General features: G+C 44.7%; 16 protein-coding genes. 9 read left to right on the forward strand and 7 right to left on the reverse strand.

Annotation, left to right across the window (positions count from 1 at the left end):
• Positions 1–112: 112 nt before the first annotated feature.
• Entirely contained in the window at positions 113–730 is a 618-nt protein-coding gene (locus tag DSM107010_RS06155; RefSeq protein ID WP_015153049.1) for a PAS domain-containing protein, read from the reverse strand.
• Between the two features lie 310 nt (positions 731–1,040).
• On the opposite strand from DSM107010_RS06155, the gene DSM107010_RS06160 reads away from it, so the two are divergent.
• Complete coding sequence (locus DSM107010_RS06160; RefSeq protein ID WP_127022582.1) at positions 1,041–1,778, forward strand: aspartate/glutamate racemase family protein; 738 nt, start codon at positions 1,041–1,043, stop codon at positions 1,776–1,778.
• 12 nt (positions 1,779–1,790) lie between these two features.
• On the opposite strand, the gene DSM107010_RS06165 is transcribed toward DSM107010_RS06160, so the two are convergent.
• Complete coding sequence (locus DSM107010_RS06165) at positions 1,791–2,195, reverse strand: allophanate hydrolase-related protein (protein WP_106166322.1); 405 nt, start codon at positions 2,193–2,195, stop codon at positions 1,791–1,793.
• A 269-nt stretch (positions 2,196–2,464) separates the two neighbouring features.
• A complete protein-coding gene (locus tag DSM107010_RS06170) occupies positions 2,465–3,187 on the reverse strand; it encodes a GntR family transcriptional regulator (RefSeq protein ID WP_106166321.1) in 723 nt (240 codons plus the stop codon).
• A 502-nt stretch (positions 3,188–3,689) separates the two neighbouring features.
• On the opposite strand from DSM107010_RS06170, the gene DSM107010_RS06175 reads away from it, so the two are divergent.
• Entirely contained in the window at positions 3,690–4,871 is a 1,182-nt protein-coding gene (locus DSM107010_RS06175; protein ID WP_106166320.1) for an ABC transporter ATP-binding protein, read from the forward strand.
• Between the two features lie 26 nt (positions 4,872–4,897).
• On the opposite strand, the gene DSM107010_RS06180 is transcribed toward DSM107010_RS06175, so the two are convergent.
• Complete coding sequence (locus DSM107010_RS06180; RefSeq protein ID WP_015153043.1) at positions 4,898–5,269, reverse strand: four helix bundle protein; 372 nt, start codon at positions 5,267–5,269, stop codon at positions 4,898–4,900.
• A gap of 73 nt (positions 5,270–5,342) precedes the next feature.
• Here DSM107010_RS06180 and DSM107010_RS06185 point away from each other — a divergent pair, with 73 nt between their 5' ends.
• From DSM107010_RS06185 to DSM107010_RS06205, 5 genes are all read left to right on the forward strand, one after another.
• Positions 5,343–6,626, forward strand: coding sequence for an ABC transporter substrate-binding protein (locus tag DSM107010_RS06185; RefSeq protein WP_106166319.1), 1,284 nt, complete (start codon positions 5,343–5,345; stop codon positions 6,624–6,626).
• A gap of 38 nt (positions 6,627–6,664) precedes the next feature.
• A complete protein-coding gene (locus DSM107010_RS06190; RefSeq protein WP_106166318.1) occupies positions 6,665–7,519 on the forward strand; it encodes an ABC transporter permease in 855 nt (284 codons plus the stop codon).
• 126 nt (positions 7,520–7,645) lie between these two features.
• The gene (locus DSM107010_RS06195; protein ID WP_106166317.1) at positions 7,646–8,461 is read left to right on the forward strand and encodes an ABC transporter permease; all 816 of its coding nucleotides are present in this window, start codon (positions 7,646–7,648) and stop codon (positions 8,459–8,461) included.
• Between the two features lie 260 nt (positions 8,462–8,721).
• A complete protein-coding gene (gene mgtE, locus DSM107010_RS06200) occupies positions 8,722–10,071 on the forward strand; it encodes a magnesium transporter (RefSeq protein ID WP_106166323.1) in 1,350 nt (449 codons plus the stop codon).
• Complete coding sequence (locus DSM107010_RS06205; protein ID WP_106166316.1) at positions 10,068–10,820, forward strand: SDR family oxidoreductase; 753 nt, start codon at positions 10,068–10,070, stop codon at positions 10,818–10,820. Before mgtE ends, DSM107010_RS06205 begins: the two co-directional genes overlap by 4 nt.
• A gap of 211 nt (positions 10,821–11,031) precedes the next feature.
• On the opposite strand, the gene DSM107010_RS06210 is transcribed toward DSM107010_RS06205, so the two are convergent.
• The 3 genes from DSM107010_RS06210 to DSM107010_RS06220 all read right to left on the reverse strand — a co-directional run bounded on the left by DSM107010_RS06210 (position 11,032) and on the right by DSM107010_RS06220 (position 13,473).
• On the reverse strand, positions 11,032–12,432 hold the full coding sequence (locus DSM107010_RS06210) for an aminopeptidase P family protein (protein WP_106166314.1): 1,401 nt from the start codon (positions 12,430–12,432) through the stop codon (positions 11,032–11,034).
• Between the two features lie 68 nt (positions 12,433–12,500).
• Positions 12,501–12,728, reverse strand: coding sequence for a hypothetical protein (locus tag DSM107010_RS06215; protein WP_015153036.1), 228 nt, complete (start codon positions 12,726–12,728; stop codon positions 12,501–12,503).
• A gap of 127 nt (positions 12,729–12,855) precedes the next feature.
• Positions 12,856–13,473 carry a TetR/AcrR family transcriptional regulator gene (locus DSM107010_RS06220; protein ID WP_015153035.1) on the reverse strand — a complete coding sequence of 206 codons (618 nt, stop codon included), beginning with the start codon at positions 13,471–13,473 and terminating at the stop codon, positions 12,856–12,858.
• Positions 13,474–13,603: 130 nt separating this feature from the next.
• Between DSM107010_RS06220 and DSM107010_RS06225 the strand changes: the two genes are divergently transcribed.
• Positions 13,604–15,250: a M16 family metallopeptidase gene (locus DSM107010_RS06225; RefSeq protein ID WP_106166313.1), complete on the forward strand. Its 1,647-nt coding sequence runs from the start codon at positions 13,604–13,606 to the stop codon at positions 15,248–15,250.
• A 149-nt stretch (positions 15,251–15,399) separates the two neighbouring features.
• Entirely contained in the window at positions 15,400–16,203 is an 804-nt protein-coding gene (locus DSM107010_RS06230; RefSeq protein ID WP_127022585.1) for a hypothetical protein, read from the forward strand.
• Positions 16,204–16,274: the final 71 nt, after the last annotated feature.

A 16,274-nucleotide genomic window follows, 5' to 3' on the forward strand; every position in this document is an offset into this window, starting at 1 on the left:
CCACTAACCAGTTTTATTGCGTTTCTTTAATAATTATAAGAATTGACGGCTCCGAAAAAGTTTTATAAACCACTGATATTCATAAACTTTGGCAACTGCTGGTATAGATGGTTTAGCTGCCGATCGCCACTTGCTGCTCGTCGGTCTGTCGCAGGCAAATCCGTAAATGACTTGCCGTTCCTTGGCGATCGCGCACGACGGTTGCCGTCAAGAATGCGTCATAGGGTTCCCATTTGTGGGGTTGGATGCGGACTTGCCAGTTTTGCAGTCGGTCAATTTGATAGCATAGTCGATTGAGTTGAGAACGAAAGGATGAGCGATCGCCTCGTTCGACAAACAAGACAAGTGGTTTGCCAACTAAGTATTCTGGCGCTGCATTCAGTAGACTAACAGCAGCACGGTTAGCTTCGAGAATCACTCCCGCAGCATTGGTGACAAAATAGCCATCTGGAGCCAATTCAAATAAATCTTGGTAGCGTTGGCGCTCCTGCTCGACTAAAAATCTAGCTGCTGCCAATTCTTCATTTTGCTGCCGCAGCTCCTCAATAGCAACATAAATCTCTTCTAGAGAACAACTGAGTTCTCTAAAAGATTCTGCCAGTAACTCCGCTGGCGACCAAGCTGGCTCTTTTGCACGAATATACAAATTTTCTAAGCGACGGCACATTGCTTCTAACTGAATCGTTAGCTCGCCCGTGTTCTCAGCAAACTTATTTGAATTGATTGGCATAGTCTGCGAAAATAGCAATTTTTCTACAACACTTTAACTCGCAAGTATGACATTTGCTATATAAAACAAAAAAACAACAACTTCTGACCTCCTATCTCATAGCGGTTTTCAATTGGATGCAATACACGTCTGGTAGGGGCGCTTTCTCTGTGCGCCCCTACAAATGTCATCCATACAATCGAGAATTGCTATCAATACTTTTCGGTTAAGGCAAAATCCCCCCTAACCCTGCCTTATAAAGGGAGAACGAGAGAAAGTTGCACATTGGACAAAAATCTCCAGAAACCCACCCTTTCCATGCAGCAAAACCATGAAAATTCAAGTCATCAACCCCAATACCACAGCTAGCATGACCCAAAAAATCGGGTTAGCAGCAAAAGCCGTTGCAAGTCCTGACACTGAGATTATTGCTTGCAACCCAACTATGGGACCAGTTTCGATCGAAGGACATTACGATGAAGCACTTAGCGTAGTTGGCTTACTTGAAGAAATTCACCAAGGAGAAGCAACTGGGGTAGATGGTTATGTCATCGCTTGTTTTGGCGATCCTGGCTTGCTGGCTGCCCGCGAACTAGCACGGGGTCCCGTCCTCGGTATTGCGGAAGCGGCGATGCACGCTGCGAGTTTTGTGGCTACTGGATTTTCCATCGTTACCACCCTCAAACGCACGCAAGTCATTGCTCGGCAATTAGTAGAAAACTACGGTATGAGTCGCTTTTGTCGTAATATTCGCGCGATCGATCTCCCCGTGTTGGAACTGGAGATTGCAGGATCTCCAGCTCGCAAGACAATTATTCAAGAGTGTAAATCTGCCCTAGCTGAAGATGACTGTGGGGCGATCGTTTTAGGATGTGGTGGTATGGCTGACCTACCTGCTGAAATTAGCGACGAGATTGGTATTCCCGTCATTGATGGTGTTACTGCTGCTGTCAAATTTGTAGAAGCTTTGGTAAGTTTGGGTTTAAGTACTAGCAAAGTTGGCGACTTAGCATATCCCATTCCTAAACCCTATACTGGTATGCTTGCCCCTTTTGCTCCCAAAAAGTAACAGCGATCGCCTTTAACTTTCGCTCGAACTGGCTTTGTAAGCAGCCCACCCACCAAGATGCGAAATATCAGTCCAATTGTATTTTTCAATTAATTCTTTCGGATAAAGAAATGCTGTCAAGACTTCTCCATCCTCTAGAACAATATCGCTTGCATACATATTTGGTGGCTCGTTTGCCGACAAATATTCAAACTGCTCTTTCGTCATTTCATAGACTTCCCCAGGAATAGAAATTCCACCTTCTGCGACTTCATAAATCGCCGGATGCCAACCGTCACCAGCAGCGTGAAGGCGATAGCGGGGTTGAGTTGCTGCTGTTTTGACAAACTTTGCTGACTGAAGATTTTGATGATCTGGTTGTCCGCGCAATGCCGAACCACAAATAAAAACTTTTCTGGTTTCTGAGGTTGTTTTCATGTTGAGGGGGAATTGGTAATTGGTAATTGGTAGTTGGAAATTGGTAGTTGGTAGTTAGTAGTTGGTAGTTAGTATTTATTAGACCTCCTGCGTGAATACTTGAATTGTCATCCATACGCGACGCGAAACATCTGGGAGATTCTTCACTACACTGCGTTGCGTACCCTTCGGGAAGGCTTCGCCAACAGAATGACATCCATGATTTTTTGATTCATGCAGGAGGTCTATTGATTACTAGCCACTAGCCACTAGCTACTAGCCACTCTTCACTACTCACTACTCACTTTCGTTTGCTGTAATTGCTCGACTTCTTGTACGACTCGCGCTTTACTTGCTCTTAAGTGGGCAACCATTGCCGCGACTGCCGCTTTTTCATCTCGCTGCTGTATAGGTTGATAAATTTGTCGATGTTCTGTACGAATTTCTAATACATTGGGATTGTGTTTGGTTGTCTGAATCCTTAACAGTTGCATTTGATCGAAGACTCGATCTAACAGGGAGACAAGCCAGGGATTGCCGGAACTCTGCGCTAATAACCGATGAAAGCGGTAGTCAATATCTAACAAGCGAAAGCTAGTCAGTTGTGTAGGTTTACTATTTACTATCTTTTCTGCTTGCTCAACCATGCTTTCAAGTTCTTGCAGTTGCATTTCTGTCGCATGGTGACAGGCTCCCCGGACAGATAATTCCTCCAAAGCAATTCGACAATCGTACAATTGCATTGCATCCACAATTGAGATCGTCGCAACCCGCAAGACTCCATCTAGGTCGCTTGTAGCTAGATTTTCATGCTGAAGTAAGCGAATTGCTTCTCTAATCGGCGTTCGACTTACCTGAAGCTTGTTCGCTAATTTGGTTTCTACTAGTCGCTCTCCTGGTGCTAGTTCCCCTGAGAGTATGGCATTCCGCAACGCCTGATATGCTTGTTCTTGTAGCGATCGCTGTCGCTGGAGCGACTGAGGAGACAGGGACAAAGCGAGACTCCTTAGCATCTGTCTGAAGAGGGATATTTTAGCTATTCTTATTTTATGTTTTTGACGGCACGATCTTCCTTAACTGTATTTGTACGTGTTATTGAGGAAGAAGTTAGGCGATCGAGCCAGAATGAATATTGTGTGGCTAGCTCCTGACCTCTTCATCAGCTTTGCATACAGTATACAATTTTTTCTCCTGAGGAGCGTAAGTTTTTGCTAGCGATCGCCACCCTCAATTATTAAATAGATATTCTTAATTATCGAGACCCCTCGCCTGAGATAGACATGCTCTTTCTCTCGGGGGAGATTGTAGTCCAACATACAGTTTTTTTTTCAATTTATTCTTATATATCATCGTATACAGCATACACAGTTATCAGCTAGACTTTTGAGTCCAAACGTGCGTACCTGCTGATGAGTAAAGTGCAAAGATAAGAGCGAACTACTGTTACCGCTTTTCTAGCATCGCCCGTTCGCAGCAGGTTTGAGTCAAGCTAGCAATTGCACTACAGAACTAATCATGACAACAACTGGAGTTAGACAAGAATTCCTCCAAACGAGTTCAGCAACGCAACAAGCCTTAGCTGATGCGGCGGCTGGCGTATCGTTGCGATCGGTGACGAAGAAATACGGCTCGTTTACAGCAGTTGAAAATTTGACCTTAGATATTCCCGCCGGAAACTACTGCTGTTTATTAGGTCCGAGTGGATGCGGCAAAACAACAGCACTGAGAACGATCGCGGGACATGAAGAAGTCACTAGCGGAGATATTTTAATTGGCGATCGCCGCGTCAATGACATTCCAGCAGCGAAACGCAATACTTCGATGATGTTCCAAAGCTATGCCTTGTTTCCACATAAAAGCATTTGGGAAAACGTCGAGTTTGGCTTGAAAATGCGTAAACTCCCAGAACAAGAACGCCGTACCAGAGTGGGAGAAATGCTAGAAATGGTAGGTTTGAGCCATGTTGCCGAGCGCAAACCGAATATGCTCAGCGGCGGACAACAGCAGCGGATCGCCTTAGCGAGAGCCTTAGCCACCCGTCCCCAGGTGTTGATGTTGGACGAACCTTTAAGCGCCTTGGATGAAAACTTAAGAGTTAAGATGCGGACGGAGTTGCGCCGAATTCAGAAACAATTTGGCATGACCTTCATTCAGGTGACTCACCACGTTGAAGAAGCTTTTTCTCTTTCAGATATGGTGGTGGTGATGACCCACGGACGGATCGATCAAGTTGCTACACCTTCAGAACTTTTCAACACTCCTGCTTCCCAGTTTGTTGCTAAATTCATGGGAGACAACAATATCTTTACAGGTAAAGTTGTCAACAGCGTTGCCGATACGAGTTTGGATTTAATTCAACTGGAAGTAGAAGGCATTGGCACTTTATTTTGTCGCGGCTACGCTGCACCAGTAGGATCTATAGCAGCGTGTTCGATCCGTCCCGATTTAATGCAGATCGAGCCTTATTTGCCTACTGTTCCTATTCAGTCTTCTCTGGCTGCCAATCAAATTACTGCTCGAATTGTTGCTGTAGAAATGACGGGTTTTGTGACGCGAGTTTCCTTGATGGCAGAAGCCACAGGGCAAGAAATATTATACAAAGCCCGTACAACTGATTGGGATGCAAATGCACTTACAGAAGGACAATTAGTCGTACTTAGTTGGTCGAAAGATAACTGCGTTTTCTTAGCCGCATAAAAAAGTCAAAAGTGAAAAGTGAAAAGTCAAAACGGCTTTGTTCTATTCTGCTTAGACTTAATAATGATGGCAGCAATAATGTTCATTAGCTCATTTATCTCACTTAGTAGAGACAGCAATCTTCTTTCGGGAACAATGGCAGTAGCAACGATTAGTTTGAGCCAGTATCTAGTTTCCCTAGCTTCTTTTAAGGCAATTTCTAGTTTGTGGATAAAATCAGCAGGACTTTGTGCTGCTCTAGATTCCTCAACATTTGCCCCAATGGAAGTTCCCGACCGAATAAGCTGCTTTGATATTTCCCTTGCCACCCCCGATATTTTATGCAAAAAACTACACAGCTTAACAACGCGAATAGAAAACTGAAAAGCGCGATCGCAAATATCAAAAGGCGGTGTCATATCTTTCTAAGAGAGGCGATCGCACCATCTTAACTTTTGACTTTTAACTTTTGACTTTTGATTTTGTAAAGTTATGAGAAAAATTAGTCGGCGCAAGCTGCTCAAAACAGGTTTGGCAGCAGGGGGAACTGCGATCGCGGCTGCTAGTTGTTCCAATCGCAGTCCAACAGTTATTACTAACAAACTTCAAGATGTAACGCTGCGATTAATTGGCACAGGTGCGGCACAAATTAACGATATTCGCGTCCAAGCAGAGAAAGATTTGGGTTTCAAAATTCAAATGCGGGCGTTGAGTACGGCAGAAAACATTCAAATTGCCATTACTCAACCCAAACAATACGATATTTTTGACGGTGAATATTTTGCCTTACCATTAGTTGCTCCTTCTGGCAATCTTCAGCCAATTGATATTAGGAAAATCAAAGAATTCGATAAAATTACGCCGATCTTCACGACTGGAGAATTATATCCAGGGGCAAGAGTCAATACCTCTCAAGGAACGGCTCCACGCAAAGTCATGTTTCTGAAAGGCAAGGATTCGACTGAATTTGCTTCAGAACCAACTGACTGGGCGACGATGATTCCATTTCAGTACAACGCCGATACGCTGGGATATCGTCCTGATTTAGTAAGCAAGAAAATCGAGTCTTGGGCAGATTTATTTGACCCACAATTTAAAGGCAAAACATCTCTGCTCGATATTCCTTCCATTGGCATTATGGATGCAGCAATGGTGATGGAAGCCACAGGACAGATGAAGTTTGGCGATAAAGGTAACATGACCAGAGAAGAACTCGACAAGGTGACTAACCTTTTAATCGAGCAAAAGCAAGCTGGGCAATTTCGTGCCTTTTGGAAGACCTTTGATGAGTCCGTCAACCTGATGTCATCTGGGGAAGTGGTGCTGCAATCGATGTGGTCGCCTGCGGTGACTGCTGTGAGAGCAAGGGGAATCCCTTGCGTTTATGCACCCTTGAAGGAAGGTTATCGCGGTTGGGGTGGCGGTTTGGGTTTGTCGAAGAATCTTTCGGGAATAAAACTAGACGCTGCTTACGAGTACCTCAACTGGATGTTAGACGGTTGGGTAGGCGGATTCCTCTCGCGTCAAGGTTACTACAGTGCTGCTCCCCAAAATGCCAGAAAGTTTATGAAGCCGGAAGAATGGGACTTTTGGTATGAAGGCAAACCTGCGGCGATTGACATTATCGATCCCTTTGGTAAAAAGATCGAGTCTAAAGGTGCGGTGCGCGATGGTGGTTCGTTTACAGAACGAATGGGTAATGTCGTCTGTTGGAACTCTTTCATGCAGCAGCAAGTATATCTCGTTTATAAGTGGACTGAGTTTATTGTGGCGTAATCAGTTATTCAGTTATCACGTACCACGCACCACTTTCTATGAACAACTCAAAAACTTTACGCAATTATTTGTTGGTAGCTCCACAAACATTGGTTTTTCTACTGTTTTTGGTATTGCCAATTATCGCGATCGCAATTGTCAGTTTTTGGAATTTTAATGGCTTTGCGATGACCCCAGGATTTACTTTAAATAACTACTTGGGAATTTTTAGTTCGAGAGTTTACTTGTCAACTTATCTCAATACCTTTAAATTTGCTTTTCTCGTTTGGTTGATTTGCTTGTTGATTAGCTATCCAGTTGCTTACTTTTTGGCTTTTCACATTAAAAGTCCGAAATGGCAGACGATTTTATTTTTAATTTGTACTGTACCCTTTCTGACATCAAACATTATTCGGATGATTTCTTGGATTCCATTTTTAGGGAGAGAGGGATTAATTAATCAGGCATTAATGGGCTTAGGTATAACTAATCAGCCAGTGGAAATTTTTCTATTTTCTGATTTTTCTGTAATTCTGGCGATGGTGCATCTCTACTGTTTATTTATGGTTGCACCGATATTTAATAGCATGATGCGAATCGATCGCTCTTTGGTAACGGCAGCTGAGGATTTAGGATCTTCTCCATTTCAAATTCAAAAAGAAATTATCCTGCCTTTATCTGCTTCGGGAATTGCGATCGGTTCGATTTTTGTGGTGACGTTGGTGATGGGAGAATTTGCCACGATGCGGATTATGAGTGGTGGTAAGTCTTCTTCTGTTGGCTATTTAATTAAGAACCAACTCGATAGCTTGCAGTATCCCCTAGCCGCAGCAAATGCAGTCGTGTTATTGATTGTTACGCTGATAATTGTATTTGCCATTTTGCGCGTAGTTGATATTCGCAAAGAATTGTAAAAAGTCAAATTTCAAAAGTTAAAAGTCAAAAAACAAAATGACTAACTACTAGCTACCAACTATAACTCTTCACTGATAACTGGTCACTGGTCACCGATCTCTACTCCCTATTCCCCATAATTAAATATGGCTGAAAAAAAACGATCGCTTTCTTACTATCTACTAGCAGGATTTTTCGGATTATTTGTCTTATTCCTTTATGGTCCGATGTCGGCTATTTTTCTCTTATCGTTGCAAGGACCGGAAGGACAATTAACTTTCCCGATGCGGGGTTTTAGTTTTCATTGGCTCAAAGCAGTGTTTGAGCCGCAGCGAGTAGGAAACTTTGTCGATGGATTTGGGCGATCGCTTTGGCTGGGATTAATTGTCATGCTAATTACAGTTATCTTTAGCGTGATGGCAGGGCTAGCATTTCGTCGGAAGTTTTTCGGTTCAAATCTGATTTTTTACCTGACAATTTCTAGCTTAATAGTCCCTAGCATTCTAGTCTCATTAGGAATTGGAATTTTGTTTAGTATAGTTGGGTTAGATAATCAGTGGTATTCTTCAGCACTTGCCGGACATTTAACCTGGACGCTACCTTTTGCCTTTTTAATTATGTTAGGAATATTTGGTCGGTTCAACCCTGCATATGAAGAAGCTGCCCACGATTTAGGAGCGAGTGACACGACAACATTTTGGCAAATTGTCTTTCCTCTAATTGCCTCTAGTGTCATTGGTGTAGGGTTACTAGGATTCACACTTTCCTACGATGAGTTTACCCGCACGTCATTAATTTCTGGGGAGACTAACACCTTGCCATTAGAAATTTTTGGTATGACAACAAACGTCACTTCTCCCGCACTCTATGCCCTGGGAACATTGACAACTTTATTTTCTTTTGCTTTGATTGCGATCGCATTAGTGGCAATTAATTACCTATCGCGACAGCAAACAAGATGAAGATGTTTCATTCGATCGCAAATCGGGCAAGATAATATTACAACCAGCGAGATACACAAATGTTTCGGTCATTTTTAGCTTGGACTTCCGAAAACAACACTTGCAGGTTACGATTAAACGTAGCGTTACCCAAATTGGGTATCGATGTTGAATTGTTCAAAGTTTATGGACGTAGATCGAAGTCCATCCCCCCACAGTAGTATTCTCCTCTGAGCTGAGCGAACTAGTCTCTCAGAGTAGGGGAGACTTAGGAGGTGTTTATGCTCACTCAAGAAGGACGTATTGCCCTAACCGATATTACCGATCTCAACTTACTTAAAGCAGAATTAAACCGTTTGCCCCCTGTAGATGCAGGGGATTATATTGCGGAACTTTCTCCCCAGCAACAAGCGATCGCCTTTCGCTTGCTGAATAAAAATCAGGCGATCGCTGTATTTGAATACTTACCTCAAGAAGTGCAGGAAGAATTAATCGGTTCTCTGCATGATGCCCAGGTATTTCACCTGGTAGAGTCCATGAGTCCTGACGACAGGGCAGAGTTGTTTGACGAGTTACCTGCTGGTGTTGTCAAGCGGCTGCTACAACAACTTAGTGCGGAAGAACGGCAAGCCACAGCAACAATATTAGGCTATCCCGAAGGCACGGCAGGACGGGTGATGACGACGGAATACGTCCGCCTGCGCCAAGGTTTAACTGTAGGAGAAGCCCTCAATAAAATTCGACGCAATGACGAAGATAAAGAGACGATTTACTATGCCTACGTCACCGACGATAATCGCAAACTGGTGAGCGTAGTTTCCTTGCGACAATTATTATTTACTATCCCCGATGTTCTCATTCGCGAGATTGCCAGTCAGCGTGTCGTGCGAGTCAGAACCGACACACCGCAAGCAGAAGCCGCCCAGTTGATGAAACGCTACGACTTGATCGCCATCCCAGTCGTAGATCGGGAGGATCGCTTGGTAGGAATTATTACCGTTGACGACGTGGTAGATATTTTAGAAGAGGAAGCCACGGCAGATATTCAAAAATTAGCAGGGGTCAGTGGTGGTGACGAAGCGGCTTTATCTCCGCCCCATGTAACTATCCGCAAGCGATTGCCTTGGCTGTTAGCAAATATTGGGTTATATGTTGGGGCAGCCAGCGCGATCGCACCTTTTCAACAGGTGATTTCTGTAGTGCCAGTGTTAGCCGTAATTATGCCGATTTTATCTAACACGAGTGGCAATGTTGCCATACAAGCTTTGTCGGTGACGGTACGCGGACTTGGTGTAGGCGAAGTGACACCTCTAGATACGTTAAAAATTCTCCGTAAAGAGATCTTGGCTGGGCTAGGAACAGCCTTAGCTTTGGCGATCGCTTTGGGGATTCTGTCCTTAATTTGGTCGCCGCCTCAAGAACGCTGGGTTGCTATTGTTGCTGCCTCGGTGATGGCAATTAACGTATTTGTAGCGGCAAGTTTAGGGACAATGCTACCGATGGGATTAAAGCGATTGAAACTCGATCCGGCATTGATCAGCGGTCCCCTACTCACAACTATTCTGGATGCCGTCGGGTTTTTAACTTTCCTATCGTTGATTTCTTTAGCTTTACGGATGATGGCAAAATGACAGCAGCATTAATTCTAGTCGCTGGTGCAACAGGTGGAGTCGGACAGTTAGCAGTTGCTAAAGCACTGGAAAAAGGTTTTACCGTGCGCGTCCTCACCCGTCAAGCCGATAAAGCAAAACAGATGTTTGGCGATCGCGTAGAAATTGCCGTAGGCGATATTCGTCAACCCAACACCCTACCAGCAGCAGTACAGAACGTTACCCATATTATTTGTTGTACTGGTACGACTGCCTTTCCTTCTGCCAAATGGGATTTTCAAAACTTCTTCTCAGCCCAAAATAGTCCGCAGCAGGTTGATGCTGTGGGTGTGAAAAATTTGGTTGCAGCTGCACCGCAAGATTTGCAAAGGTTTGTTTTTGTTTCTTCTTGTGGTGTCTTACGCAAAAAGCAGTTTCCTTTTAGTATTCTCAATGCCTTTGGCGTACTTGATGCCAAGCAGGAAGGAGAACAGGCGATCGCGACTTCGGGTTTGCCTTACACGATTATCCGCCCAGGGCGTTTAATTGATGGTCCTTACACTTCTTATGACCTGAATACATTATTAAAGGCGACAACTGACGGCAAATTAGCTGTTGTTGTAGGTACGGGCGATACCTTGGTAGGGGATACTAGCAGAATAGATGTAGCTACCGCTTGCGTAGAGTGTATATCTGACCCCGTAACAGTCAACAAGACTTTTGAAATTGTTAATTCTGGTGCAAGACCGGAAATCACTGATTGGGAAGCGCTGTTTGCTCAGTTAAATTAATTTCTATGCGAACTTTTTTCTTAGCCCCCTTTTTAAGGGGGTTGGGGGATCGAAAAACTACGCCAATGACTCAAAGATCCCCCCTAACCCCCTTTATGAAAGGGGGAGACAAGAGAAAATCGAAAAACTACGCCAATGACTCAAAGATCCCCCCTAACCCCCCTTATGAAAGGGGGGGACAAGAGAAAGTTGTACCGAAGCGTAATTATTTTTAACTATAAACCGCTTCTAACTGAGACAAGTCCCCTTGTACCAAAGCCTCAACCGCTTCCGCTTTAGTTGGTAATGCTGCTGTCAAGACTTCTCTGCCAGTCTCCGTAACTAACACGTCGTCCTCGATCCGAATGCCGCGCACGTCAGCAAATTGAGTTAAGCGTTCCCAGTTGACGACATCGCGATATTTCTCCCGCCGATCGCGATCGGTTAAAATCGCCGGAACTTGATAAAATCCTGGTTCGATCGTGACTAACATCCCAGGACGGAGGGGACGATTCAACCGTAAATAATTTAACCCAAAGCGATCGCTGCGTTTGCGCCCTTCCTCATATCCAGCAATATCCCCTAAATCTTCCATATCGTGAACGTCTAAACCCAATAAATGCCCGATCCCGTGGGGAAAAAATAGGGCATGAGCATCCATTTCGACTAGATCTTCCGGTTGACCGCGCAAAATGCCTAGATCGACCAAACCTTGAGCAATAACCGTCGCCGCTAACAAATGTATATCTTGATACTCTACGCCGGGACGAATCTTCGCAATACAAGCATCGTGCGCCGCCAGTACCACATCGTAGATCGCCCGTTGAGTGGCTGAGAATTGCCCAGATACAGCCCAAGTACGGGTGACATCCGCCGCCCAACCTGTTGATGTTTCTGCCCCTACATCCACCAGTAACAAGTCTCCCAACTGCATCGGGTGATGATAGCGATCGTTATGCAACACTTCTCCATGCACCGTCACGATACTGCTATAAGCACAGCTCATGTTATTAGCGAGAATAACGTGTTCCATCGTGGCGCGCACGTCTGCCTCCCATGAGGCGTTAGTTGACACTGCCATACCAGCAATATGAGCTTGTACCGTCACGTCAGCAGCTTGGCGTAATTGAATTAAAGCAGCGCGATCGTGACTGAGCCGCAGCGCTACAATTGCTTGAGCTAACTCCAAATCAATGCCTTGCAATACCTTAGCTGGTGAAATTGGACGGTTAAGGATGCGAGACTGTTGGAGAGCGGTCATAGTATCCTGTGCGGCAATAGTAGCTGCCCCCACAGCATGAGATTCCAACTCGCTCATGGGTAAAGCTGCATCTGCGCCAATCTGAGTTGCAATGTCTGTTCTGCTGGGCATTTCTCCGTGCCAGAGGGCGCTTTCTGGTTTCGGATCGTCTACAAACAACGTCATTTTCCCCCCTTCTAAGCGAATAGCCGCTGTTTCCAGGGGAATACCAGCAAAATAGAGAAAGTGACTGCTGGCTCGAAAGGGAAAGCAATTAGCAGGAAAATTACGCGCGCTACTGCGTCCCGACCATAATATAACTGGTACATCAAGGCGATCGGCTAGATTCTCTCGCCGCTGCCGCAGAGCTTCCACATCAGTGTCATGAGTCATTGAAAACTAAGTCGTGAAGAGTGACTGGTGACTAGTGGCTGGTGACTAGCTACTGACAAATGACCAATTTAATCGTCGTCATCTTGATTATTTTGGTTAGGTGCTTCGTTGCCATCATCCTCGTCGTCTGCTTCGTTCTCGTTGTCTTCTTCTACATTCTCGTTCGTGTCTCTGACTCTTTCATCTCCACTAGGAGTACAGCTAACAAGTCCGCCTGCTACGCTCAGCAAAACAATAACACTTAGTAAACTTCCGATCGCCGCTCTAGGGTTCAACCATTTACTTAGGTCTTTCATTCGCAACCTCCGAGACGCAGAACACATCAATATTTAATTATTAACAAGATTTTAATATCTTGCGTTCATCTATGAATAGTTATTCGTCATCTGTCATTGGCAACAACAAATGACGAATGACCAATGACTAATGACTCTTCACTAAAACCCCATTGAGAAAAATATCTGCTAGTCCTTCCGCCATCTCTTTCATTTGTTGGGGGGAGGCGTTGGGTTCCATTAACGTGTTGTGGCTGAAACCAGAGATGGCAAACATGCCTAAGAAAACTTGGGCGACGATACGCGGATTCATCGGACGGTAAATGCCCCGTTCCATTGCTGTTTGAAAGAAAGCCTCAGCAACATCCGTCATTTTGCCGATCACCTCAGATTGAACGCGATCGCGCAAATCTGGATGAAATTGGGCTTCCATGAAGCAAACCCGCATTAAATCGGCGTTTTTCTGAAAGTTCCACATTCGCCGCTGCATGACTTGTGCTACAGCTTTATAGCTGCCCATTTCGCTCAATTCCGTCAGCAGATCGGTGAGAATTTCTACCCAACCTTGGGTTGCTACCTCGACCAAAATTGCTTTTTTATTAGAAAAGTGACGAAACAGCGTACCTTCCGCCACACCAGCAGCTTGTGCTAAGTCGCGGGTCGTCGTACCGTCAAACCCTTGACGCGCGAACAATCGCTGCGCCGCTTGTAAAATGCGATCGCGAGAAGAATCTGCTGGCTGTGAAGCACGGTTAAAAACTTGCATAGAAGGTATTTATGGTTGTATCGATGTTAATACAACTTGTAGGGACATTCTCTTACATCCAGCTGCATAACTGGCAAACTTTAATAGATCGTTAATAGATCTATCTCGAACGCACAATTGATTCCAATCTATGATGCATCAGATCGTACGTTTTATCCGCTCAATTTTATCCGCATTTAAGATCTGGCAACGCTTGCTTGCCGTATTAACAATTGTAACTATCTTGTTTTGGGTTGTCTGTTCGGAAACGGCGTTAGCTGAAATAGGGAGCAGGGACGAGCTGGGAGCAGGGAGTAGGGAAGCTTTAATTCCGAATTCTGAATTTCGAATTCCGAATTCTGCTCCATCGGAGTCAATCCAACCTTATTACAAGCGTGTGAGCCAGGATTTAACCGAATTTCGTCTCAGTAATGGGATGAAGTTTATTGTCTTGGAACGCCATCAAGCACCAGTTGTATCTTTTCTGACCTATGCTGATGTGGGTGGAGTTAACGAACCAGTAGGTAAGACAGGTGTGGCTCACTTTTTGGAGCATTTAGCATTTAAAGGTACGACGCGAATCGGTACGCGAGACTACACCGCAGAAAAACCGCTGTTAGAAAAATTAGACAAATTAGCAGCAGAAATTACCGCAGCCAAGACAGCGAAAAATGAGGCAGAAGTTACCAAATTGCAAGCGCAATTTGAGCGAGTAGAAGCTGAAGCAGCCCAGTTAGTTAAACAAAATGAGTTAGGGCAAATTGTCGAACAAGCTGGAGGTGTAGGTTTAAATGCCAATACTTCGACAGAAGCAACGCGGTATTTTTACAGCTTTCCCGCCAACAAACTAGAAATGTGGATGTCGTTGGAGTCAGAACGTTTTCTCGAACCCGTGTTTCGAGAATTTTACAAAGAAAAAGATGTAATTTTAGAAGAACGACGGCTGCGGGTAGAAAATTCGCCTATTGGACAAATGGTGGAAAAGTTCCTCGATACTGCTTATCAAGTCCATCCTTACAAGCGTCCCGTTATCGGTTACGAACAAGATATTCGCAACTTAACGCGGGCTGACGTGCAGCAGTTTTTCGATACTTATTACATACCGAGTCAATTAACGATCGCAATTGTCGGTGATGTTAATCCCCAACAAGTAAAACAGTTGGCTCAAGTTTATTTTGGACGCTATCGCGCTAAAGTCGCTCCTCCTAAGTTGACAACAGTAGAACCAAAGCAGCAAAAAACGAGGGAAGTGACGCTCAAATTACCGACTCAACCTTGGTATTTAGAAGGCTACCACTGTCCGGGAATTAACGATCCAGATTATGTGGTTTATGAAACGATTGGCAGATTGTTGAGTAACGGACGTACATCACGACTCTATCAATCTTTAGTAGAAAAGCAACGCCTAGCTTTATCAGCTCAAGGTAGTAGTGGATTTCCGGGGAATAAATATGAAAATTTAATGCTATTTTATGCTTTGACAGCTCCAGGGCATACAGTTGATGAAGTGGGGACAGCGATGAGAAAAGAAATCGATCGCCTCAAAACCGAACCAGTTTCAGCGATGGAATTGGAGCGAGTCAAAACACAAGCTAAAGCAGATTTATTGCGATCGCTCGACTCAAATATGGGGATGGCACAGTTATTGTTAGAGTACGAAGTCAAAACAGGTTCCTGGCAAAATTTATTTAAAGAACTAGAAGCGATTTCTCAGGTATCGTCAGCCGATATTCAACGAGTTGCACGACAAACTTTCATCCCCAAAAATCGTACAGTCGGGCGGTTATTATCTTCTTGAGGGAGTCGGTAGGGGCTGGTTTCCAAACCCGCCCGTACAGGGGTCGGAAGTCGTGCATGAAAATACTTTTAATTTCTTGAATTATCTCTCACCCATCAACAACTACCAACTACCCATTACCAACTACCCATTACCAATTTCCAATTCACATGGACAAACTACAAAAATTACTGCAAGATGACCTTCCTCGCTTAGGTACATACTTTTTAGATATGACAGCGGTACAGGGAGATGGGGTTTTACTTGTCAATTACTACCCTAATGATGCGATCGCTCAAATGGAGGCAAAATTTCTCAAAGCAAGTGTGATTCCCAAATATTCAAGACAAATGGGATTAGCCGATCTAGTCACACAATTTGAAGCACACGATCGCCAAACTCAAATGGTGGTGGCTGTGGTTACACCAGAAACGAAAGGTACGGTAACTGTAGAGGTATCGTCTACATCCCCATCAGCAGCAGAATCAGAAACCGTCAAACCCGAAACAGCTAAACCCTCAGCTAAATCGACTACTAAGCCTAAAGCCCCGGGGAAAACTTCCACTCGGACAACTGCTAAATCTCCCGCACCAGAACCCGCACCGCAACCAGAAACCGCCAAACCCGAAACAGCTAAATCAACTACTACCAAGCCTAAAGCCAAGGGGAAAACCTCAACTCGGACAACTGCTAAATCTCCCGCACCAGAACCCGCACCAGAACCCGCACCAGAACCCGCACCGGAACTAGAAATAGCTACATCCCCGGCTAAATCAACTACTACCAAGCCTAAAGCCAAGGGGAAAACCTCAACTCGGACAACTGCTAAATCTCCCGCGCCAGAACCCGCGCCAGAACCCGCACCGGAACCAGAAACCGCCAAACCCCCAGCTAAACCAGCGAAACCACCTACCAGACACAAAGCACGGCGCACTCCGCCTCGGACAGCTGCAAGGCGAAGAAAAGCAACTTAGAGTCAACATCTATTTGCTAAACATTCGGCAAATATTCCCAAAAATTAGCACAAGAAACTGTAAATTTGGCG

Source organism: Chroococcidiopsis cubana SAG 39.79, from assembly GCF_003991895.1.
GTDB lineage: Bacteria > Cyanobacteriota > Cyanobacteriia > Cyanobacteriales > Chroococcidiopsidaceae > Chroococcidiopsis > Chroococcidiopsis thermalis.